Raw genomic sequence first — 16,790 nt, 5'->3', positions numbered from 1 at the left:
TGAGTCCCCACGAACGTCTGGATATGTCAGATCGGGCTGATGACGAGGTGCGAGTATGGCTCGTCGAACGTACCTACTCCGATGATGAACAGAACCTAATCATCCTCACCTACGCGACACCCGACGGCAAACAGTATTATCGGAAAGAGCGGGCACTCACGTCCTTCACCGATATTCGAGATACGACAGCGGCAGTCGATGCGGGGCCCGGCAATCTCGGCACGGTTGATGACCCCGATCTCCAGGACCAATACGCGGCCGAAGCGCAGCGAATGCAGGAGGTCCACGACCCGAACGACGTGATCTGATGCTCACCAGTAGACGTAGTCCCGTGCCATTGGTTATGTCGGAGGAGGCCGTAGACGGGGTATGCGCGAACTCGTCTTCGCCCTCGAATACGAGCCGGGGTGCAATAGGGTGGCGGATGCCCTTGCCGACTACCCCGACGCCCGTGTCCGCTCGCTTTCGTTGCACGCGACTGCCGACCAACTTTGGCGAGTCGACCATGCCACCGGCACTCCGGACGCACTCGACGCCATCGAGGACGCGTTTCGAAACAGCGACTACTACGCCGACTGTCTCGCCACCGAGGACTGCGGCGCCACCCAGACCACCCGCGTCCTTGACCGCACGGACGACACGCTCGTCCTCTACTCCGACTGGGAGCGAACCCCCACCTGCGCCTCGGTTCCCCACATCGCCCGCGACCATCTCGGGGACGGCGTGCTGTTCGAGACCCGTCATGAGGGCCGCCACTACACGTGGCGACTCATCCACTCGGGCGACGGCGACGTGGCGGCATTCTTCGACTCCCTCGAGGTTGCCGTCGAAGAATGCGCTCAGATGGAGATGCTCCGCACCGCGGACACGACGACAGCAGCTGGAGGAAGCGACGAAACACCGAGCGGATTACCCCCGGCGCAGGAAGCCGCCCTCCAAGCCGCCGTCGAACACGGCTACTACGAGTCGCCCCGCGAGGTCGATGTCGGCGAGTTGGCCGAGCATCTCGACGTGCCTCGGTCAACACTTACCTACCGGCTCCGTCGGGCGGAAGAACATTTGGCGAAGCAACACGTCGCCGGCGAGCGGGTAGCGGAAGAACGGCTGGCATCGCACTGACACCGCGGTTGGAATATTCCAACAAAGACATATCGAACTCCCGCTCCTACCGTGAGGTGATGACAGAGAATTCCGATGTGGATACAGCGGGACCACCGAACGGCGGCGGGCAGCGGGAGTTGACTGCCCGTCTCACGGTCCCCGAGATGGACTGTCCGTCGTGTGCGCAAAAAGTCGACAAGAGCCTCCAGCGCGTCGACGGCGTCGTTGAGGCCACGCTCCAGCCGACCACCGGGACAGCTACCATCAAGTACGATCCGGACCGGACTACCAAAGCCGACGTCGTCGCGGCGATCGAAGCCGCCGGCTATGACGTGATCGGCGGAGCAGACGACGAAACCGACGAGTCTGCCGACGGCGTCGATATCGCGCCACCTTCGGAGGTCTGGACGAGTTCTCGCGCGAAGAAGACGTGGCTCGGCGCAGCGTTCGTCATCCTTGGTCTAGTCTTCGAGTTCCTTCTCACCGGCCAGAACGTCGCGATAGCGAGCATCCTCGACTACCCGCTACACATCGCAGATGTCCTGTTCCTCGGTGCCGTCGCGGCCAGTGGCATCCCGGTCGTCCGCAGCGGGTACTACTCCGCGAAGAACCGAAGCCTCGACATCGACCTCCTGATGGGGACAGCGATCATCGCCGCAACCGGCATCGGCTACTTCGTCGAGGCCGCGACGCTGGCCGTCCTGTTCAGCATCGCCGAACTGCTCGAGGACTATGCGATGGACAGGGCACGGGATTCTCTGCGCGAGCTGATGGAACTCTCGCCCGACGAGGCGACCGTCCGTCGCGATGGTGAGGAAGTGACCGTTTCCGTCGAGGAGGTCGACGTTGGCGAGACCGTCGTCGTCCGCCCTGGCGACAAGATTCCGCTCGACGGGACGGTCATCGAAGGCGAGAGTGCAGTCGACCAGTCGCCGATCACGGGCGAGAGCGTCCCCGTCGACAAGACCACCGGCGACGAGGTGTACGCCGGCGCGATCAACGAAGAGGGGTACCTCGAGGTAGAGGTCACCTCGACCGCTGGCGATTCGACGCTCTCGCGTATTATCGAAATGGTACAGGGCGCACAGGCGAAGAAGACCGAGTCTGAGCAGTTCGTCGACAGCTTCTCCGGCTACTACACACCCCTCGTCGTCGTGCTGGCAATCCTGACCGCCGCTATCCCGCCGCTGGTTATCGCTGATCCGGTGGCGGTGGACCTAGCCGGTTACGGGTTCACCTTCGCGGGCGACTGGCAGACGTGGTTCATCCGTGGGCTCACGCTGCTGGTGATCGCCTGCCCGTGTGCGTTCGTCATCTCCACACCCGTCTCGGTGGTGTCGGGCATCACGAGCGCCGCGAAGAACGGCGTCCTGATCAAGGGCGGAAATTACCTGGAAGCGATGGGCGAGGTCGACGCCGTCGCCGTCGACAAGACCGGGACGCTCACCAAGGGCGAACTCGCCGTCACCGACGTCGTTCCGGTGGGTGACACTACGGAGGACGATCTGCTCCGTCGCGCCGCTGGGCTGGAGCAGCGCAGTGAGCATCCCATTGCTACGGCGATTCTCGCCCGTGCTGAGGAGGCGGGCGTGGGCAACCTGCCCGACCCGACGGGTTTCGAGAGCCTCACTGGGAAGGGCATCCGCGGCGAGATCGGCGGCGAGACGTACTATGCGGGCAAGCCCGCGCTCTTCGAGGAACTGGGCTTCGACCTCGCTCGGGCACGCCGCGAGACGGACGGCGGCGTTATGACGGAAGAGGCGACCGAGGGCGAGAACGGGGCGTTCGCCGAGGATGCCCTCTCCGCGCTGGAGCGGGAGGGCAAGACTGTCGTTATCGTCGGGACGGAGTCGAAACTGCTGGGTGCGATCGCCATCGCCGACGAGGTTCGCCCGGCCTCGAAGCGGGCCGTCGAACGCCTGCACGAGCTGGGCGTCGAGCGCGTGGTGATGCTCACCGGCGACAACGAGGGCACCGCCCGCGCAATCGCCGAGCAGGTCGGGGTCGACGAGTATCGCGCAGAACTCCTGCCCGACGAGAAGGTCGACGCTGTCGAGGAGTTACAGGCAGAGTACGGTGATGTCGCGATGGTCGGTGACGGCATCAACGACGCGCCCGCGCTCGCCACCGCGGAGGTCGGCATCGCGATGGGCGCGGCCGGCACCGACACCGCTCTCGAGACGGCCGATATTGCGTTGATGGGCGACGACGTCGGGAAACTCCCGTACCTGTACGACCTGTCGCATACGGCCAACGGGGTGATCCGGCAGAACATCTGGGCGAGTCTCGGCGTGAAGTTCCTGCTCGCGCTGGGCGTGCCACTGGGGCTGGTCAGCGTTGCGTTGGCGGTCGTTGTCGGTGATATGGGGATGAGCCTCGGTGTCACCGGGAACGCGATGCGGTTGTCGCGAATCGAGCCCGATCGGTTCTCCGACACCTGACTCTGCGGCGGGAAGTGCGGGCAGGACGCTCCTCTTTCGCGACTTTCCTGCGCTCTATCGAGACAATTTGCAGTTTGTCTGGGGCAGTAGAGACTGAGCCCCACCGCAGGCTCTGATTTGATGCCCGAGAATCCAGACGACGATCCACTCCACGATTGCGAGTTAAGTCCCGACGCAGTCCTCGGGACGCGCACCTTCCACGATGTCCTGTTCACTGACGATACCGAGACGCCGGTAAACGTGCTCACCGGCGAGACACCCGCACATTCGCAGGCGACCGTCGAGGAAGCGAAGGCGTTCGCTACGAGTATCGATACGGACACACCACAAATCGCGCTCCCGGCCTCTGTCGAGACGCAGATCGAAACCCAGAGCCAACCCTACACGGCGGCCGCGTTCTTCCACTTCAAGGCGACCGGGTCGCTCGAACTGCACCGTGCCTACCACGCCGCCTACGACTCCGACGCGTTCAGCACCGACTTCGAGGCCGACTACGAGTCGGGCGACCTGACGATCACCGTCGAGCAGACTGCCGATTCCTGAACGCGGTCTCCCGAAGCGAGGTTTTTCGAGCGCCGGCGATGGGTGCCGGCGCACCGAGCAGACAAAGCCGAGCAGCGCCCGGTGAGTCGGCGCTCCGAGGTGAACAAAGATGCATATGGTCATCTACGCGTTAGTCGAGGCACCGACACGGCACGACGCTCTGGTCGAAGGGAAAGCAGTCTTCGACCGTCTCGTCGGGGCGAATCCCCACGGCTGCGCCGTGTTTGATTACTACTGTACTTTCGACGAGGAGGATACGACGGTCGCCGGGAAGGCTCGCTGGGGAGATCTGCCGACGGCAGCACCGATAAACTCAGAGGAGGGTGGTGAACTGATCGACCGGGCTTGGAAGGCCACGAAAGAGGAGTTTCAGCGGAATCTCGACCGGGTGAAGGAGGCGCTCGACGAGCTCAGCGACGAGGCGATCATGCGCGACGAGGATCTCGCCCGACATGCGTTCCATCAGGTCGGCGCCTACGAGGGACCATCAGTCCCGATGTACGACCAGCACGCGATGGGGATTCGCCACCGCGATCAGCTCGATCGTGTCCTCGAGGAAGACGAGGACAGCCAGACGCTCTGGATCGTCCCCGCAGACGTTCACTTCTGACTGACAATGCCCAGAATCACCAATTGGTCCCGGGAGAGTCGTACACCAACACTCGCGTATCGGAACACCGAGACCGGAGCACGCGCCGTCCTACACCGGACGCCGGACTCATACCGGTACAAGTGGCGCGGGGCGATCCTCGTCGACGGCTACCCGGTCTGGTCGCGAGGCTTCGAGACGAAGGAGGCGACGACGTTCCGAGATGCACTTCGGGAGCGGCCAGCGCCCGAACTGAGCTGTCCGGAGTGTCCGAACGATGACGTTCTCGTCGGCGAGAAGACAGCTGATGGAGCGACGGTACAGCGTTGGTACGACTGCCCGGACTGTGGGTACGAAGCCCCATCGCGCATCGTCTACGGCCCTGAACGCTGAGAACGTACACACGCAGGGTGTTTTTCGGCCGGGGCGGAGAGAGTGACCCGGTCGAACCGGGTCGGTCCAACAATGAGTCTCGAAGTACTCGACCGACACAGCGAGGCACTGTTCGAGTTCCTCTGGTGCCCCGTCTGCGGGCAGGAAGTGTTCACCCACATTCCCTTCGAGGGAGTGTTCTGCAAGAACTGTAACACGCAAGTCGTCCTCCGAGAGTCCCGAGAAAAACCGTGGCTACGAGGAGGCTGTGCTCGCGTGCTTCGATACCGACTCGACGTGGAACCTTCACGTCGACGAGAAGCTCCGTCGCGACCTGCCTGACGGCTCGGCACGGGTGAAAATCCTCGGGGCACCGGGGGCCTACAAAGTCGACTGGTGGAGTCCAGCACCTGGGGAGGATTGGGAGCCGGTCGAGCGTGGTGAATTCGACGACGTGGAGGAACCAGACGAGGTGTCACATCTCGCGTAACGGATTGCAATCCCGCTACGACTGTGTGGTGTTGTTTCAGCGCCGGCGATGGGTGCCGGCGCACACGCGCCGGCGAGTACCGATGTCGACACGGAGCCAACTCCGATTCGTCCAACGAGTCGAACAGACCGATGAGACAGATGGCAGCGCCGACCGCGTCGCGCAGGTGTACCGGCATTCGGACGGCTACCCGGGGAGCGTCCTCCGAGATCTCGCACAGCTGAAAGAGCTGCTCGATGCGACCCGCGCCGAACGCGGACCGGGCTACACGGCGGCGACCTTCGTGTTCCTCGACAAGCTCTCGACGGTCGACCTCTATCTGGATGGCGACCCAGAGCGAACGATCGACGCGGCTCAGCCAGCGGATCTCCTTGAGCCATCCAATATGGAGCATCTCGACCAGCCGCTGTTCCTGCTGGGCCACGGCGTCGAGAATCCGGCCGACGGCATCCACGGCGACGAGGAGTACCTCTACGTCGTCGAACTCCCGACGGAGAACCCGTTCGACGAGCCGACCGAGTGGACCGTCAAAGTGAGCGGTCACTCCGCGTTCCCCCGCTGGGACGGCCCGACCGACGAGGCCTTCGAGCAGGCGAGCTGGCAGTTCCACGGGTCGCTCGAGGACGCGCTCGCAGAACTGGTTCGGGACGAAGCTATCGTCAAGTAAAATCCCAAATCGTATTTATATATTTAGGATTTAGAAAGACCCAGATGATTTCGAAGGCCGGACTCGCTGTGCTTGACGCGCTGAGGACCGGCCGTGAAGCAACACCGGAGGAACTCGCGACCGAAACCGGATATTCACGAGAACATCTGTACGACGTACTCGACGAATTGCTCGCAGGGGGAATGCTCACAGAAACCCGTGGGTCCAGCAATCAGCGTCGTGTCCGCATCGCGGAACATCCCGTCGCCGAAGCGTATCGAACGCTGCAGTCGGAGTTCAGCCACGTGGACTGGACGGAACTGCTCTCCCCAGCCACACTCCGCGTGTGTTGGTATCTCGATAGACCACGTTACATCGCTGATATCGCAGACCGGCTCGGAATCACTCGACAAGGCGTCCACAGCGCGTTATCGCCGCTCAAGCACCGAGCACTACTCTCCAGATCCGATCCGAAGTACGCCCTTCATGACGAGGTCTCGCCGCTGTTGGCGTTCGCTCAGGCCGCCGTAGAACACGAACATCGAGCACGAGTCCGGGAAATCGCCCCCAGTGCCACGATCGCGTGGTGCGATCCGAAGCGAGCACTCGTTCGCCTGCAGACCGACGAGGATACGGACGCACTCCAAGCAGCTCCGGACTGGGAGATGACCGGACTGGGCCGGTTTGCAGCGTATGGTCTACAGTTTTTCCTCGCCGGCGAGCCTCCGTTCTGGTATGCTCCGGACGAGGAGCTAACGCCTGCTGAAGTCGTATGCCATACGCTCCTTCTGGATAGCGGATCCCGGCGCGTCAGCTATTCGATGCTACTGATCGAGGCGGAGGACATCGATCAGGAGACACTCGTCGAGACCGCACGGTGGTACGACCTGGAATCCACTATGAAAGCGTTGTATCGGCCACTTCGGGGCGACTTCGACAGGACAGATGATCTGCCAGTCATCCTCCCAAAGAAGGACGAATATATGGCACTCAAAGAGCAGTACGGAGTCTCCTAACAGTAACCCCGCAGCCTAGCGGAAAATTGCGACGGGTTAGATGATGCCGCCGATCACGAGTAGTCCGACGACGAGCAGCAGCGTCGCAACCACGCTCCCGCCAGCCAGCAGCTTGTTCTCCATCGCCTTCTCGTGGATCGGCATCTCGGCGTACTCCTCGCGGAACGCCTCGAGATTCTGTTCGTCGTAGAAGTACTTCGTCTTCAGCGCGAACCGTTCGGTCACCGCACAGCCGGTACAGACCGGCTCCCCTTCGAGCCGTTCGGTCTTGCTGTGGGTGTCGCAGGCGATCGCCCCGCAGTTCGGACAGTAGGTGTACGTCTCGTCGACGCCACTCGTCTCGCAGTGGACGCACCGATGGATGCCGTCCTCTTCGGTCACTCTGGACGGCCCTGCCGCGTAGTACTCGTAGGGATAGGTGTACTCTCCGAGGTCGGTCGTCTGTCGAACCTCAGGTAGATACACCGGCTCAATCGATTGCACTGAGATGTCCGAGAGATTCGGCTCACACGTCTTGTTGTACGTGACGTTATTGTCGCCGGTGTAGGTCACTGTCGTCGTGTGGTAGTCCTGGAGGCGGTCAACAGCCCACTCCTTGTACTCCGTTTGGGTCTGGCCGAACCGGCGCTCATCGACGTCGTCGAATACCTCGGTAAACTGCCCGCTATCGAGGGGAACCGTCGCGTGGAAGTTCTCGGTGACCAGCGTCGCGACATCGTCGTTGGCCACCTTCGGATGGCCGCGTTCAGCGTGGACAACGAACTGTGTGCGGTCGTTGATCCGGTGGATGACACCGACGGAGGTCTCGAATACAGCGTTCGTGTCGGCGGTGATCGCAACCACCGGTCGGAACGTCACTTGCGAGTGCGGCACCGGCAGATCCGCAGCCTCGATGTTCTCGATGTCGCGGAACGCCTCCTGGACAGGTGCGTCGACATCCGCCGCCGGGTCGTACGGCCGGAGCGTCTCGTCACAGAGGATCTCGATGCGGCCGTTGTAGAGATCGAGACCGATCTCGTCGGCGATCTCCCGGAGGTCCTCGCCGTCGATCAGCTCGATGGGAAAGGGATCATCGTTCCGCTGGAGCCGATCTGCGTACTCCTCGGCAGGGTTCGTAAATCGACCTGTGGTGGCGACCATCCCTCGCTTCGGGCCGTCGAAGTCGAACGTCGCGATGGCCGAGTGCAGCTTCTGGACGACCGGCCGGCCGACCGTCCCGGTGTGCTTGCACTCGACGATGATCGCCCGTCGCGTGCCGTCGACGATCTCCTCCATGATGACGTCGCGCCCCTCGTCGGCCGTCCGCTCGGCCTGGCGGACGTTTTCGTAGCCGAGGTTCCGGAAGACGTCCTCCATCAAGTCCTCGAACTCGAATCCCGAGAGGTCGTCCAGTACAGCCATTCCGATATACCTGGACAGTACGTTGCAACTGTCAAATACGTTGCCGAACGCTTCGCCGTCCTGTTTATGAACCCCCGAGAGGGGTGCGGGGGTGATCAAACGAGCCTCCCGCGAACCAACCTATGAGTGGAATCAGCGACCCACGCTCACACGTACAGTCACGGACCACGGCTGATCCCGACGTCATCTACGTCGGTTACCGTCGTCGAGGCCGCGCCATCGTCGAGAAGCAATCAGACCAACAACAGCTCACGCCAGAGCGGAGTCTCGAGCTGGCGAATCACAGTCCTTCGGGCTTCGAATGGGGATATGGTGGCAGCGGGCCGGCCCAACTCGCACTCGCCCTCCTGCTCGATTACACCGACGATGAGGAGGTAGCGCTTGCGGAGTACAAGGCGTTCAAGACCGAAGTAGTGAGCCAGCTAGAGTGTACAGGACCCGACGGCTGCTGGCGACTCACCGGACGCGAGATAGATGCTACCCTTCATGAGATAGTCGACGACCCAGTCGCACCGTCCGTCAACTAACGATCACAGAGCGCAATCAATGTCAGAACACACTCAGCAGCCTCGTGTGGACTCAGAATCGCAACAGAACCGTGAGCGTCAGGTGCCAACCGAGTACGTCGAGCGAAGCGATGTCGGCGTCTCACTCACCGTCAAACTCACTCGCGGTACTGGCACCCGCGATCAAGACAAGATCACGGCCAAAGTGAAGGGTAAGACGCTCGAAGACGCCCGCGAGGATATGGAAACCCTCCGCGAGTATATCCACGACCTCGCTGAGGACACTCGCCAGATCCAGCCAGCCGACCCACACGAATAGTACTTTTTTGACTATTGCACAGAATTGTGTAGCCGCAGGATGTACGAAGTGTGCGGTGAGAAGGAACTCAAGGTTATCCTCGCGCTTGATCCAGGCGATTCCATCTCAGGCGTCGCGCGGAAGATCGACGAGAACCGGGAGACGATCCGTCGCGTCGTGAATAGCCTCGAGGAGGCGGGATACGTCGCGTACGACGATGGGCTTCATCTCATCGATCAGACGCTCCGAGACGCCGGTCTCGAGTTCCTGACAGCGTCAGCGGACATCTCGCCGCCGTCGATCTCAGAAGCCTATGTCCTCCCGCAGTTCACGGGGATGGAGTATGCATACACTGGCATCGATGCGGTCTACGTCTGGACTCGCGGTGGCTACCAGGTCGCTCGCGACCCAGAGGACTATCCGCTGTTCATCGCCGTCCACGAGTCTGACCTCGATGCCTGGACGGCGTTCTTCGATCGGTTCGAAATCCCGACTGCGGAAGAACGCCTGCCTGCTGCCGACCTCGATGGTTCGATACAGGTGGTACTCAAGCCGCGGCCACAGATCGAGGCCGAGATGGTCGACGGACGGCCTGTCATCCCACTCGAAGAAACTGTGGCGTTCGCAAACGAGCACTACGCGCACTTCCAGTCAGCGCTCGACATGCTCGGCCGTATGTACGACAGCGTCGACACTGACGCGAACTACCGCCAAACTGACGTGGAGTTCTGACAGGAGATTTCTTCGACTGGGAGGGGCCTGGCCGCTGTTTGTTGCCGCCTTGAGAGAGCGGAGGCGAACAAAAATGAGCGATTCGTCAGATCTATCCGTCGAATCAGACGCTCTCACACCGAAACAGCGTCTCGAACCGCCAAATACCCGTCTCATCAATGCTGGTATCGCGACGATTCATGACATGGAGACGCTGCGAGCCTGCGTCGCCTACGAGAATGCGAATCAGCAACGGATCCCGATTCTTCGCCGGCTCAAAGATCGGGCCAGCGAAATTCGCGCAGAAGACAATTGACGCAGCACTCGGGGATGTCTGTCGGAGCCTCGGTGGGTGGAGGCTCGAATGAGATGAGCGATCAAGCCGAGATCGAAATTCAACGACAGACCGCATTCGGCGACGATGGCCAACTCGAAGTAACTGAAACGAGCGTCGAGACCTCACTCGAGGACTTCGGTGCTGACGTGGATCATCGCGACCGGGATTCACGTCTTGATCGGCCCGAGGCCAGTGTGTTCGGCGTCGACGATCGACCCGCAGTTGAGCAATCAACCGAAGGAGATCAGTCAACACTCTTCGCTGATACGGACGAGGATCAGCAGACCCTCGCTGGCGACGATGCAGCCGCTCGCTGTCTATTCGAAGAATAAACAGTCCCTATTGATTAGTTATCTGTAGAAATGTTATAGTTTGAACTATAATAGTCTGAGTTCTAACTTTGAAGCGACGCTGAGGGGTTAATAGCCGGTGGTAGTTTTTCGACCCCCAGCAGGGTGCGGGGAATCCGAACGCCCGCATGCAACCGATGGAGATGAATTCGACTACCGACCCACGAGCAGTCGTACAGGATGCGAGTGAGCGATGGCAGGCGAGTGCAGACTGCGTTGAGTACGTCGGAATGCGTGTCGACGGAACGCCAGTGGTCCTGAACCTCACCGCACACGAACGCCTCTCCCCAAATCGAAGTCTCGGTCTCGTGCGGCATAGCCCGGCGGAATTCGACTGGGGCTATACGGGAAGCGGACCGGCACAGCTCGCCTGTGTGCTCCTCCTCGATTACACCGACAACGAAACTGTCGCCCAGCAACACTACATCCAGTTCCGCAACGACGTGGTCAGTCAGCTGGTGTGTGATGGCCCGGCCGACTGCTGGCACCTCACCGGGGAGGATATCGAGGCGGCACTCGCCGAATTCGAAGAGTACCGAGCACTCACGCCAGATGGTGGGGCGCCGTCATCGTCACTGCCGGCGAATTGGAGTGCGGTGAGCCGGACAGATCGGACAGTCTTCCAACGTCGAGATATCGACCACTACGTCGTCCGCGCCAAAGGGAGCGAAGAGTGGTTGATCATACTTTGTGCGCAGGGGGACCGGGCGTATCCCGCCCCGCTTGACCATCGAACACTTCCGGTCGAGAACGACCCTGTCTCTGCCGTTCAGGCACTCGTCGCTGAGAGTAACGACCTCGTCGAGCCAGAGGAGGCCAACTGATGGAGAAATTCCGACTTTCGCGAGCAACGTACCAGCTCATCGAACGCGCTGTCACGGCGCTGGAGTGCATCGGCCGAGAACTCAAGCGATACAACGACCGGCACGAGCGAACAGCTGGGAAAGACACAGACGAGACGAATCCCGGCGAATCATGACTGGCGAAGCGACGCTTGATGACTTCGAGAGCGAGACATCATCCGGAGAGTCCGGCTCGCTCTCACTGGAAGAGCGACTCCTCACCCCGATCTCGCCGTCAGTGGGACTTCGGCTGATTCCCGGTCGTGGTGATCCGCTCTATCTCCAGAACCGGGGCACTGAGCGGTATCTGTTCCGCGACGAGCACAACCGATGGTTCATCCTTCAACCCTCGGCGAAGGACTCAGAAGAGGCGTTCGTCCGCTGGGTGTATCTCCCAGCAGACCGGCCCGAACGGCTGGCACAGTCGGCGCTTCGTCGACGGACAGTGATCGGCTATGATTACGTTCAGCGGTCGGCCGCACCAGATCCAGTCAGATCGACGGTGACGGCGATGTTCGTCACGGAACCGTGGTCCGACACCGCCTACGAGTGTGGGTCGTGTGAGGCGCTGTTCGACACGGCACAAGAGCACGCCCTGCACTGCTGGGACGCACATCCGTGGGTGCCGAATCCTGAACAGGTGCGCCGTCGACGCCACGCCGACGAGTGAATTGAAGAGCCGAAGCCAGGTGTCGAGACCGTCCAGATGTTTAACCAACAGTACTGGATTCGTGGGCGGGGCGTTGGTTAAGAGTGGTTGTTTTTGCGCCCGTGAGAGGGGCGCAGGGCGCGTGATGAGAGCGCCGTCGCGAGCGACGAATTCGATTTCGAGGTGACTGCAATGAAAGACCCAGAATCCAGAACCGTGTTCGCTGGCGTCGACGGACGAACCGATACAGAACTACCCGACTGGTACCGCCGGAAGAAAACGGTCGACGAACCGAAGTCCTTCGCCGAGACGATTCGTGACCTCCCGCAGGCCGTCGAGACGACAGTCGCATACCGGAATCCCTACTCCGACGAGTGGGTCGAAACGGAGCGCTTCAACGCCCTGGTCGAGCCGACAAGAGCGCGCGACCACGCGACAGACGGCGAGCCCGACGCAGACCCACTATTTCACGTCCCCACGGACAGTTACGCGATCATCAACCCGGTGGATGTGTACAGGCCCTTGGAAGAGGTCCTTCGCGAGGAGACCATCGACGGGTCGCCGCTCGGGAACGTGATGTTCGGCGAGATCCGGCGCTACCGGGGCGGCGGCGAGGTCCATATGGACGTGATGTTCGACGGCCTCGAAGTCCGGCTGCCCGGGCGGTCAGACCCGATCACGATGGGCGTGACCTCCGGCTACGACTTCTTCGGTGAGCACGCCGTCTACGTCGAGGGATTCGCTCAGGACGGGTACTGCTCGAATTCGATGCGCTCGCTCACCGACAAGGAAGTCATCAAGCACGTCGGGGACGTTCGGGACTTCCGGACCTGGTGGGAGGAGATTCTCGCCCAGGTCGAACTCGTCGCCGACGACCTCTTCGAATTCATCCGAGATGCGCAGGAGATCGATCTCGAGTTCTCCGAGCTCCCGTTCACCGTCACCGAGTTTTACAGCCTGCTGGGATTCCCGGACTATCTCGCAGAGCGTGCTGCCGAGGATGCCGAGGCGAACGCTGCGTCGCCGTTCGAGATCGATATGTGGACGCTGCACTCCGGCGCGACGTACGCGCTCACTCACTTCTTCCAGGGCAAGGAGGGTGCGTCGCTGGACGGCTACGTCCGCACGGCCAACGACATCCTGTTCAACCCCGAGGGTACCATCGAGCGCGTCGAGCGAGCCTACGAGGAGCAGCTCGAGGCGGACGGCGACGACGGGTCGCAGGCGTCGCTCGCCGGCGAGCGTGCGCTCGCGAGCATCGAGCGCGTCAGCGATGATCTACAGGAGAAGGTCGACCAGTTCGAGGAGCGTGAAGATGCGCTGCGTGAGCGGTTCCAAGAGGCGATGGGCTGATTGTCGGAGCGGCGTTCACTGAAACTGTCCTCAAACAGCCGTTTACGTGAGCGGTTCCGGTTCCTCGTTATATTCGACGACTAATTCGACATCATCAGGACCGAATTCATCGCGTTCCGCTTCCAGCGTATCAAGAGCGTCTTTAACCGGGAAGAAATCCGGCTTCTCGAGTGCATCTTCTGTGGCCCAAGCGTATCGAATCGTTTGCTCCGAATCGATGAGGAACACGGCACGCTGTGGAACGCGCTCGTGGTTCTCCCATTCGTCATAACAGACATCATATGACTCGGCAACCCGCCCGGAACTATCACTAAGTAACGGGAAATTGATGCCGTATTCCTCGGCGAATGCTCGGTGGGCGTAGACGCTGTCCCCAGAAATTGCCCAGACATCGAGCGCCGGCGTCAGCTGAAACCACTCTGCATCGCGGATCGCACACAGTTCGTTTGTACAAACAGGACTGAAATCAAATGGGTAAAAAACTAGCAACGCAGCCCGATCATCCGCAGTTGTCTCATCCAAGCTGTACTCGGTTTGTTCTCCGTCACGGAGACCTGGAAGAGTGAATGACGGTGCAGACGCTCCCTCGTTTATCATGCGTCACAGTAGCACACGAAGAAAGGATAGTCTTGGGGCTAACACCCCCACCTGAATGGAGTAGCCTCAAATGTGGGATGAAATTCACTGGAATCCGTACGTCAGGAGTTCGCCGTCGCCCACTCAAGAAGGGGTTCTAATCTCGAACGAATCTCATCCCCTTCGTCAGTTAGCGCGTATTCGACGCGTGGCGGAATTTCGTTGTACTGCGTCCGTGAGACGATCCCTGCCTCCTCGAATTCGTCGAGGCGTTTCGAGATTGTCGACGTGCTCGCTGTAGGGAGGTGCGCCTCGATCTCCGCGAACCGCAGCGAATCGTGTGCGCCGATGATACTGACGAGTTGCATCGCGTATTTTCGGCTCAACGTGTCGATAACTCCTGTGAGCGGACAATAGCACGTCCCCTCAACATCGCACGTTGGCGCCGGTGAAGTAGTATCTGCCATAGCTTCGTGGCCTCCAACCTACTCTATAGCTTCGGACTCTGGAGTATAAGAACTTCCCGTCGTAAAGTTTCGGTATAGATGACTCACACATCCGACTATGATCTCGTGATTCTCGGCGGTGGCGCCGCAGCTTTCGCCGCGATCACTGAAGCGAGCCGACGGGACCTCTCGACGGCGATGGTGAACACCGGCTTGCCCATCGGCGGAACCTGCGTGAACGTCGGCTGTGTCCCGAGTAAGCATCTGCTTGCCGTCGCCGAGAGCGGCGCTGCAGCGTCGGAGAATCCCTTCGACGCCGTTCGAGACCCTGAGGAACCGACTGTCGACTGGGCCGACGCACTCGACGGGACCGACGACCTCGTCGAGGGATTCCGGCGGGAGAATTACGTCGATGTCGCCGAGCACTTCGAGACCGACATCTACGAGGGGTACGGCCAGCTGGTCGACGACACAACCATCGAGGTCGTCGACGGCGCCGACGAGGGCGCGCGCATTACTGGAGAGAAGGCGCTCGTCGCGACTGGCAGTTCACCGTGGGCGCCGCCCATCGACGGCCTCGAGGAGGTCGATTACTACACGAGCGAAACCATCCTCGAGGAGCGCGACCTCCCCGAGAGTATCCTAATGCTCGGTGGTGGGTACATCGCGCTGGAGTGGGGCCAGATCCTCCACCGTGTCGGCGTCGACGTGACGATTCTCCAGCGCTCCGAGCGCGTCCTCTCGGACATGGAAGGCCAACTTGGTCGCGAGATGCAGCGTGCATTCGATGAGGAAGGCATCGAGATACTCACCGATAACGACTTCCGGCGCGTCCGCAGGCCAGCAGCTGACGGCGGCGCCGAAGCGATCCAGTCGGGCGTCGCCGTCGAAACAACCGTCGACGGCACTGAGCGAACGGTCACCGGCGACGCGCTGTTCGTCGCGACCGGGGTCCAGCCCAACAGCGAGGAGATCAGTCTCGAAACGGTAGGGGTCGAAACGAACCCCGATGGAACGATTCGTGTCGACGAGTACTTCCAGACGACGAATCCCGACATCTACGCGGCGGGCGACGTGATCGGCGAGCCCGAACTGGAGACGGTCGCCGCCAAGGAGGGCAATCACGCCGTCAAGAATGCCTTCGGCAACGAGGGCGTCAGCATCGACTACGATGCAGTCCCCGCAGTCGTGTTCACCAGCCCCGAAGTCGCCGCCGTCGGGACGACCGAACTCGAGTATATGGACGAGCACGGCACCTGTTCGTGCCGGACCGTCCAGATGGCGGACGTGCCGCGGGCGAAAGCCGTGAAGAATACTGACGGCCTCGTCCAGGTCGTCAAACACCACGAGACCGACGAAATCGTCGGTGTCCACATGGTCGGGCCGCGTGCCGCCGACATGATTATGGAAGCCACGCTGGCTGTGAGGTTCGGACTGACCGTCGACGACATCATCGATACTGTCCACCCGTTCCCGACGTTCTCCGAGGCGTTCAAGCAGGCCTGTCAGGCGTTCCGTCGGGATACGTCCAAAATGAGCTGCTGTATCGAGTGAGGTCAGTCGTCGGTCGAGAACACGTCCTCGAGCGTGCCGCTCTCGCCCAGTTCGATGAGGGCACGGTTCAAAAGTTCGCGAACGATGAACTCCTCGTAGTGCTGGGTATCGCAGTATTCACAGGGTTTCATCTCGCGGGCGACCGCCTCGATCTCAGTACCGTGGTCCGCGTACAACGTCTCGATGAGGGATGTCAGCTCCTCGGATGCGGTGGACTGCGCCCCTGCAAGGGTTTCGTCGGCACCCTCCGGGAGCTCGTACGAGAAGACTCGCGTGTTCGACTTGTAGTACTTCCGCGTCCCCCCACCAGCTTCCTCGAGACGGGCGATCTCAACCATCCCCGCGTCCTTCAGGACATTCACGTGGTGGCGGACCGTTGTTTCCGCCTTCTCCTCGCCGCGACGATGCAGTTCGTCGTGAATCTCCTCGATCGTCAGTTCATCGGTCGCGAGCATATCGAGGATCTTCGCCCGGACGTCGTTCTCCAGCGCCTTCGCTTTTTCCGGGTCTGTCGTCACGACTTCGCGGATCGGCACATCAGATTCGAGGAGCGCCATTCTTGTGAGGAG

At 61.2% G+C, this 16,790-nt stretch carries 22 protein-coding genes and 1 pseudogene; 19 read left to right on the top strand and 4 right to left on the bottom strand.

The genetic code is table 11. From position 1 onward, the window contains the following. Window positions 1–23: 23 nt before the first annotated feature. From OKW78_RS13885 to OKW78_RS13845, 9 genes and pseudogenes are all read left to right on the top strand, one after another. Window positions 24–308 carry a hypothetical protein gene (locus OKW78_RS13885; RefSeq protein WP_004594503.1) on the top strand — a complete coding sequence of 95 codons (285 nt, stop codon included), beginning with the start codon at window positions 24–26 and terminating at the stop codon, window positions 306–308. A 61-nt stretch (window positions 309–369) separates the two neighbouring features. Next, a complete protein-coding gene (locus OKW78_RS13880; protein ID WP_004594502.1) occupies window positions 370–1,119 on the top strand; it encodes a helix-turn-helix domain-containing protein in 750 nt (249 codons plus the stop codon). A 59-nt stretch (window positions 1,120–1,178) separates the two neighbouring features. Beyond that, complete coding sequence (locus OKW78_RS13875; protein ID WP_011222451.1) at window positions 1,179–3,542, top strand: cation-translocating P-type ATPase; 2,364 nt, start codon at window positions 1,179–1,181, stop codon at window positions 3,540–3,542. 120 nt (window positions 3,543–3,662) lie between these two features. Further along, window positions 3,663–4,085: a hypothetical protein gene (locus OKW78_RS13870; RefSeq protein ID WP_011222452.1), complete on the top strand. Its 423-nt coding sequence runs from the start codon at window positions 3,663–3,665 to the stop codon at window positions 4,083–4,085. A 109-nt stretch (window positions 4,086–4,194) separates the two neighbouring features. Next, on the top strand, window positions 4,195–4,695 hold the full coding sequence (locus OKW78_RS13865) for a hypothetical protein (protein WP_210113831.1): 501 nt from the start codon (window positions 4,195–4,197) through the stop codon (window positions 4,693–4,695). 6 nt (window positions 4,696–4,701) lie between these two features. Further along, window positions 4,702–5,067 (top strand): hypothetical protein, encoded by a 366-nt coding sequence (locus tag OKW78_RS13860; RefSeq protein WP_210113830.1) that lies wholly within the window; start codon window positions 4,702–4,704, stop codon window positions 5,065–5,067. Window positions 5,068–5,139: 72 nt separating this feature from the next. Next, a pseudogene (locus tag OKW78_RS13855) lies at window positions 5,140–5,536 on the top strand (hypothetical protein). 82 nt (window positions 5,537–5,618) lie between these two features. After that, the gene (locus tag OKW78_RS13850) at window positions 5,619–6,203 is read left to right on the top strand and encodes a hypothetical protein (RefSeq protein ID WP_210113829.1); all 585 of its coding nucleotides are present in this window, start codon (window positions 5,619–5,621) and stop codon (window positions 6,201–6,203) included. Between the two features lie 44 nt (window positions 6,204–6,247). Then, entirely contained in the window at window positions 6,248–7,198 is a 951-nt protein-coding gene (locus OKW78_RS13845; protein ID WP_210113828.1) for a helix-turn-helix transcriptional regulator, read from the top strand. A 36-nt stretch (window positions 7,199–7,234) separates the two neighbouring features. On the opposite strand, the gene OKW78_RS13840 is transcribed toward OKW78_RS13845, so the two are convergent. Beyond that, window positions 7,235–8,599: a restriction endonuclease gene (locus tag OKW78_RS13840; protein ID WP_210113827.1), complete on the bottom strand. Its 1,365-nt coding sequence runs from the start codon at window positions 8,597–8,599 to the stop codon at window positions 7,235–7,237. Window positions 8,600–8,721: 122 nt separating this feature from the next. Here OKW78_RS13840 and OKW78_RS13835 point away from each other — a divergent pair, with 122 nt between their 5' ends. From OKW78_RS13835 to OKW78_RS13795, 9 genes are all read left to right on the top strand, one after another. Next, window positions 8,722–9,126, top strand: a complete 405-nt coding sequence (locus OKW78_RS13835) for a DUF6166 domain-containing protein (RefSeq protein ID WP_210113826.1) — start codon at window positions 8,722–8,724, stop codon at window positions 9,124–9,126. A gap of 19 nt (window positions 9,127–9,145) precedes the next feature. Next, a complete protein-coding gene (locus OKW78_RS13830; RefSeq protein WP_128904649.1) occupies window positions 9,146–9,424 on the top strand; it encodes a hypothetical protein in 279 nt (92 codons plus the stop codon). A gap of 39 nt (window positions 9,425–9,463) precedes the next feature. After that, the gene (locus OKW78_RS13825; RefSeq protein ID WP_128904650.1) at window positions 9,464–10,135 is read left to right on the top strand and encodes an RNA polymerase subunit sigma-70; all 672 of its coding nucleotides are present in this window, start codon (window positions 9,464–9,466) and stop codon (window positions 10,133–10,135) included. A gap of 73 nt (window positions 10,136–10,208) precedes the next feature. Further along, window positions 10,209–10,430: a hypothetical protein gene (locus OKW78_RS13820; protein WP_128904651.1), complete on the top strand. Its 222-nt coding sequence runs from the start codon at window positions 10,209–10,211 to the stop codon at window positions 10,428–10,430. A gap of 53 nt (window positions 10,431–10,483) precedes the next feature. Next, entirely contained in the window at window positions 10,484–10,783 is a 300-nt protein-coding gene (locus tag OKW78_RS13815) for a hypothetical protein (RefSeq protein WP_128904652.1), read from the top strand. Between the two features lie 155 nt (window positions 10,784–10,938). Beyond that, window positions 10,939–11,625 carry a DUF6166 domain-containing protein gene (locus OKW78_RS13810; RefSeq protein WP_128904728.1) on the top strand — a complete coding sequence of 229 codons (687 nt, stop codon included), beginning with the start codon at window positions 10,939–10,941 and terminating at the stop codon, window positions 11,623–11,625. Continuing rightward, complete coding sequence (locus OKW78_RS13805) at window positions 11,625–11,780, top strand: hypothetical protein (RefSeq protein WP_198530094.1); 156 nt, start codon at window positions 11,625–11,627, stop codon at window positions 11,778–11,780. The genes OKW78_RS13810 and OKW78_RS13805 overlap by 1 nt, the downstream gene beginning before the upstream one ends. Then, a complete protein-coding gene (locus tag OKW78_RS13800; protein WP_128904653.1) occupies window positions 11,777–12,313 on the top strand; it encodes a hypothetical protein in 537 nt (178 codons plus the stop codon). Before OKW78_RS13805 ends, OKW78_RS13800 begins: the two co-directional genes overlap by 4 nt. A gap of 171 nt (window positions 12,314–12,484) precedes the next feature. Then, on the top strand, window positions 12,485–13,645 hold the full coding sequence (locus OKW78_RS13795; RefSeq protein ID WP_128904654.1) for a hypothetical protein: 1,161 nt from the start codon (window positions 12,485–12,487) through the stop codon (window positions 13,643–13,645). Between the two features lie 42 nt (window positions 13,646–13,687). On the opposite strand, the gene OKW78_RS13790 is transcribed toward OKW78_RS13795, so the two are convergent. After that, window positions 13,688–14,242: a peroxiredoxin gene (locus OKW78_RS13790; protein ID WP_128904655.1), complete on the bottom strand. Its 555-nt coding sequence runs from the start codon at window positions 14,240–14,242 to the stop codon at window positions 13,688–13,690. A 101-nt stretch (window positions 14,243–14,343) separates the two neighbouring features. After that, complete coding sequence (locus OKW78_RS13785) at window positions 14,344–14,688, bottom strand: helix-turn-helix domain-containing protein (RefSeq protein WP_128904656.1); 345 nt, start codon at window positions 14,686–14,688, stop codon at window positions 14,344–14,346. 78 nt (window positions 14,689–14,766) lie between these two features. Here OKW78_RS13785 and merA point away from each other — a divergent pair, with 78 nt between their 5' ends. Next, window positions 14,767–16,221, top strand: a complete 1,455-nt coding sequence (gene merA / locus OKW78_RS13780; RefSeq protein ID WP_210113825.1) for a mercury(II) reductase — start codon at window positions 14,767–14,769, stop codon at window positions 16,219–16,221. A gap of 2 nt (window positions 16,222–16,223) precedes the next feature. Here merA and OKW78_RS13775 read toward each other — a convergent pair whose 3' ends face one another. Beyond that, entirely contained in the window at window positions 16,224–16,778 is a 555-nt protein-coding gene (locus OKW78_RS13775; protein WP_128904658.1) for a winged helix-turn-helix domain-containing protein, read from the bottom strand. Window positions 16,779–16,790: the final 12 nt, after the last annotated feature.

Source organism: Halorubrum sp. F4 (assembly GCF_027257195.1).
Taxonomy (GTDB): Archaea; Halobacteriota; Halobacteria; order Halobacteriales; family Haloferacaceae; genus Halorubrum.
Note: the sequence above shows the minus strand (reverse complement) of the source record. Positions and strands in the feature narration are given on the sequence as shown.

Coding starts and splice junctions, on each gene's coding strand:
- OKW78_RS13885 (WP_004594503.1), top strand. CDS start 24: ATGTCAGATCGGGCTGATGACGAGGTGCGAGTATGGCTCGTCGAACGT.
- OKW78_RS13880 (WP_004594502.1), top strand. CDS start 370: ATGCGCGAACTCGTCTTCGCCCTCGAATACGAGCCGGGGTGCAATAGG.
- OKW78_RS13875 (WP_011222451.1), top strand. CDS start 1,179: ATGACAGAGAATTCCGATGTGGATACAGCGGGACCACCGAACGGCGGC.
- OKW78_RS13870 (WP_011222452.1), top strand. CDS start 3,663: ATGCCCGAGAATCCAGACGACGATCCACTCCACGATTGCGAGTTAAGT.
- OKW78_RS13865 (WP_210113831.1), top strand. CDS start 4,195: ATGCATATGGTCATCTACGCGTTAGTCGAGGCACCGACACGGCACGAC.
- OKW78_RS13860 (WP_210113830.1), top strand. CDS start 4,702: ATGCCCAGAATCACCAATTGGTCCCGGGAGAGTCGTACACCAACACTC.
- OKW78_RS13850 (WP_210113829.1), top strand. CDS start 5,619: ATGTCGACACGGAGCCAACTCCGATTCGTCCAACGAGTCGAACAGACC.
- OKW78_RS13845 (WP_210113828.1), top strand. CDS start 6,248: ATGATTTCGAAGGCCGGACTCGCTGTGCTTGACGCGCTGAGGACCGGC.
- OKW78_RS13840 (WP_210113827.1), bottom strand. CDS start 8,599: ATGGCTGTACTGGACGACCTCTCGGGATTCGAGTTCGAGGACTTGATG.
- OKW78_RS13835 (WP_210113826.1), top strand. CDS start 8,722: ATGAGTGGAATCAGCGACCCACGCTCACACGTACAGTCACGGACCACG.
- OKW78_RS13830 (WP_128904649.1), top strand. CDS start 9,146: ATGTCAGAACACACTCAGCAGCCTCGTGTGGACTCAGAATCGCAACAG.
- OKW78_RS13825 (WP_128904650.1), top strand. CDS start 9,464: ATGTACGAAGTGTGCGGTGAGAAGGAACTCAAGGTTATCCTCGCGCTT.
- OKW78_RS13820 (WP_128904651.1), top strand. CDS start 10,209: ATGAGCGATTCGTCAGATCTATCCGTCGAATCAGACGCTCTCACACCG.
- OKW78_RS13815 (WP_128904652.1), top strand. CDS start 10,484: ATGAGCGATCAAGCCGAGATCGAAATTCAACGACAGACCGCATTCGGC.
- OKW78_RS13810 (WP_128904728.1), top strand. CDS start 10,939: ATGGAGATGAATTCGACTACCGACCCACGAGCAGTCGTACAGGATGCG.
- OKW78_RS13805 (WP_198530094.1), top strand. CDS start 11,625: ATGGAGAAATTCCGACTTTCGCGAGCAACGTACCAGCTCATCGAACGC.
- OKW78_RS13800 (WP_128904653.1), top strand. CDS start 11,777: ATGACTGGCGAAGCGACGCTTGATGACTTCGAGAGCGAGACATCATCC.
- OKW78_RS13795 (WP_128904654.1), top strand. CDS start 12,485: ATGAAAGACCCAGAATCCAGAACCGTGTTCGCTGGCGTCGACGGACGA.
- OKW78_RS13790 (WP_128904655.1), bottom strand. CDS start 14,242: ATGATAAACGAGGGAGCGTCTGCACCGTCATTCACTCTTCCAGGTCTC.
- OKW78_RS13785 (WP_128904656.1), bottom strand. CDS start 14,688: ATGGCAGATACTACTTCACCGGCGCCAACGTGCGATGTTGAGGGGACG.
- merA (WP_210113825.1), top strand. CDS start 14,767: ATGACTCACACATCCGACTATGATCTCGTGATTCTCGGCGGTGGCGCC.
- OKW78_RS13775 (WP_128904658.1), bottom strand. CDS start 16,778: ATGGCGCTCCTCGAATCTGATGTGCCGATCCGCGAAGTCGTGACGACA.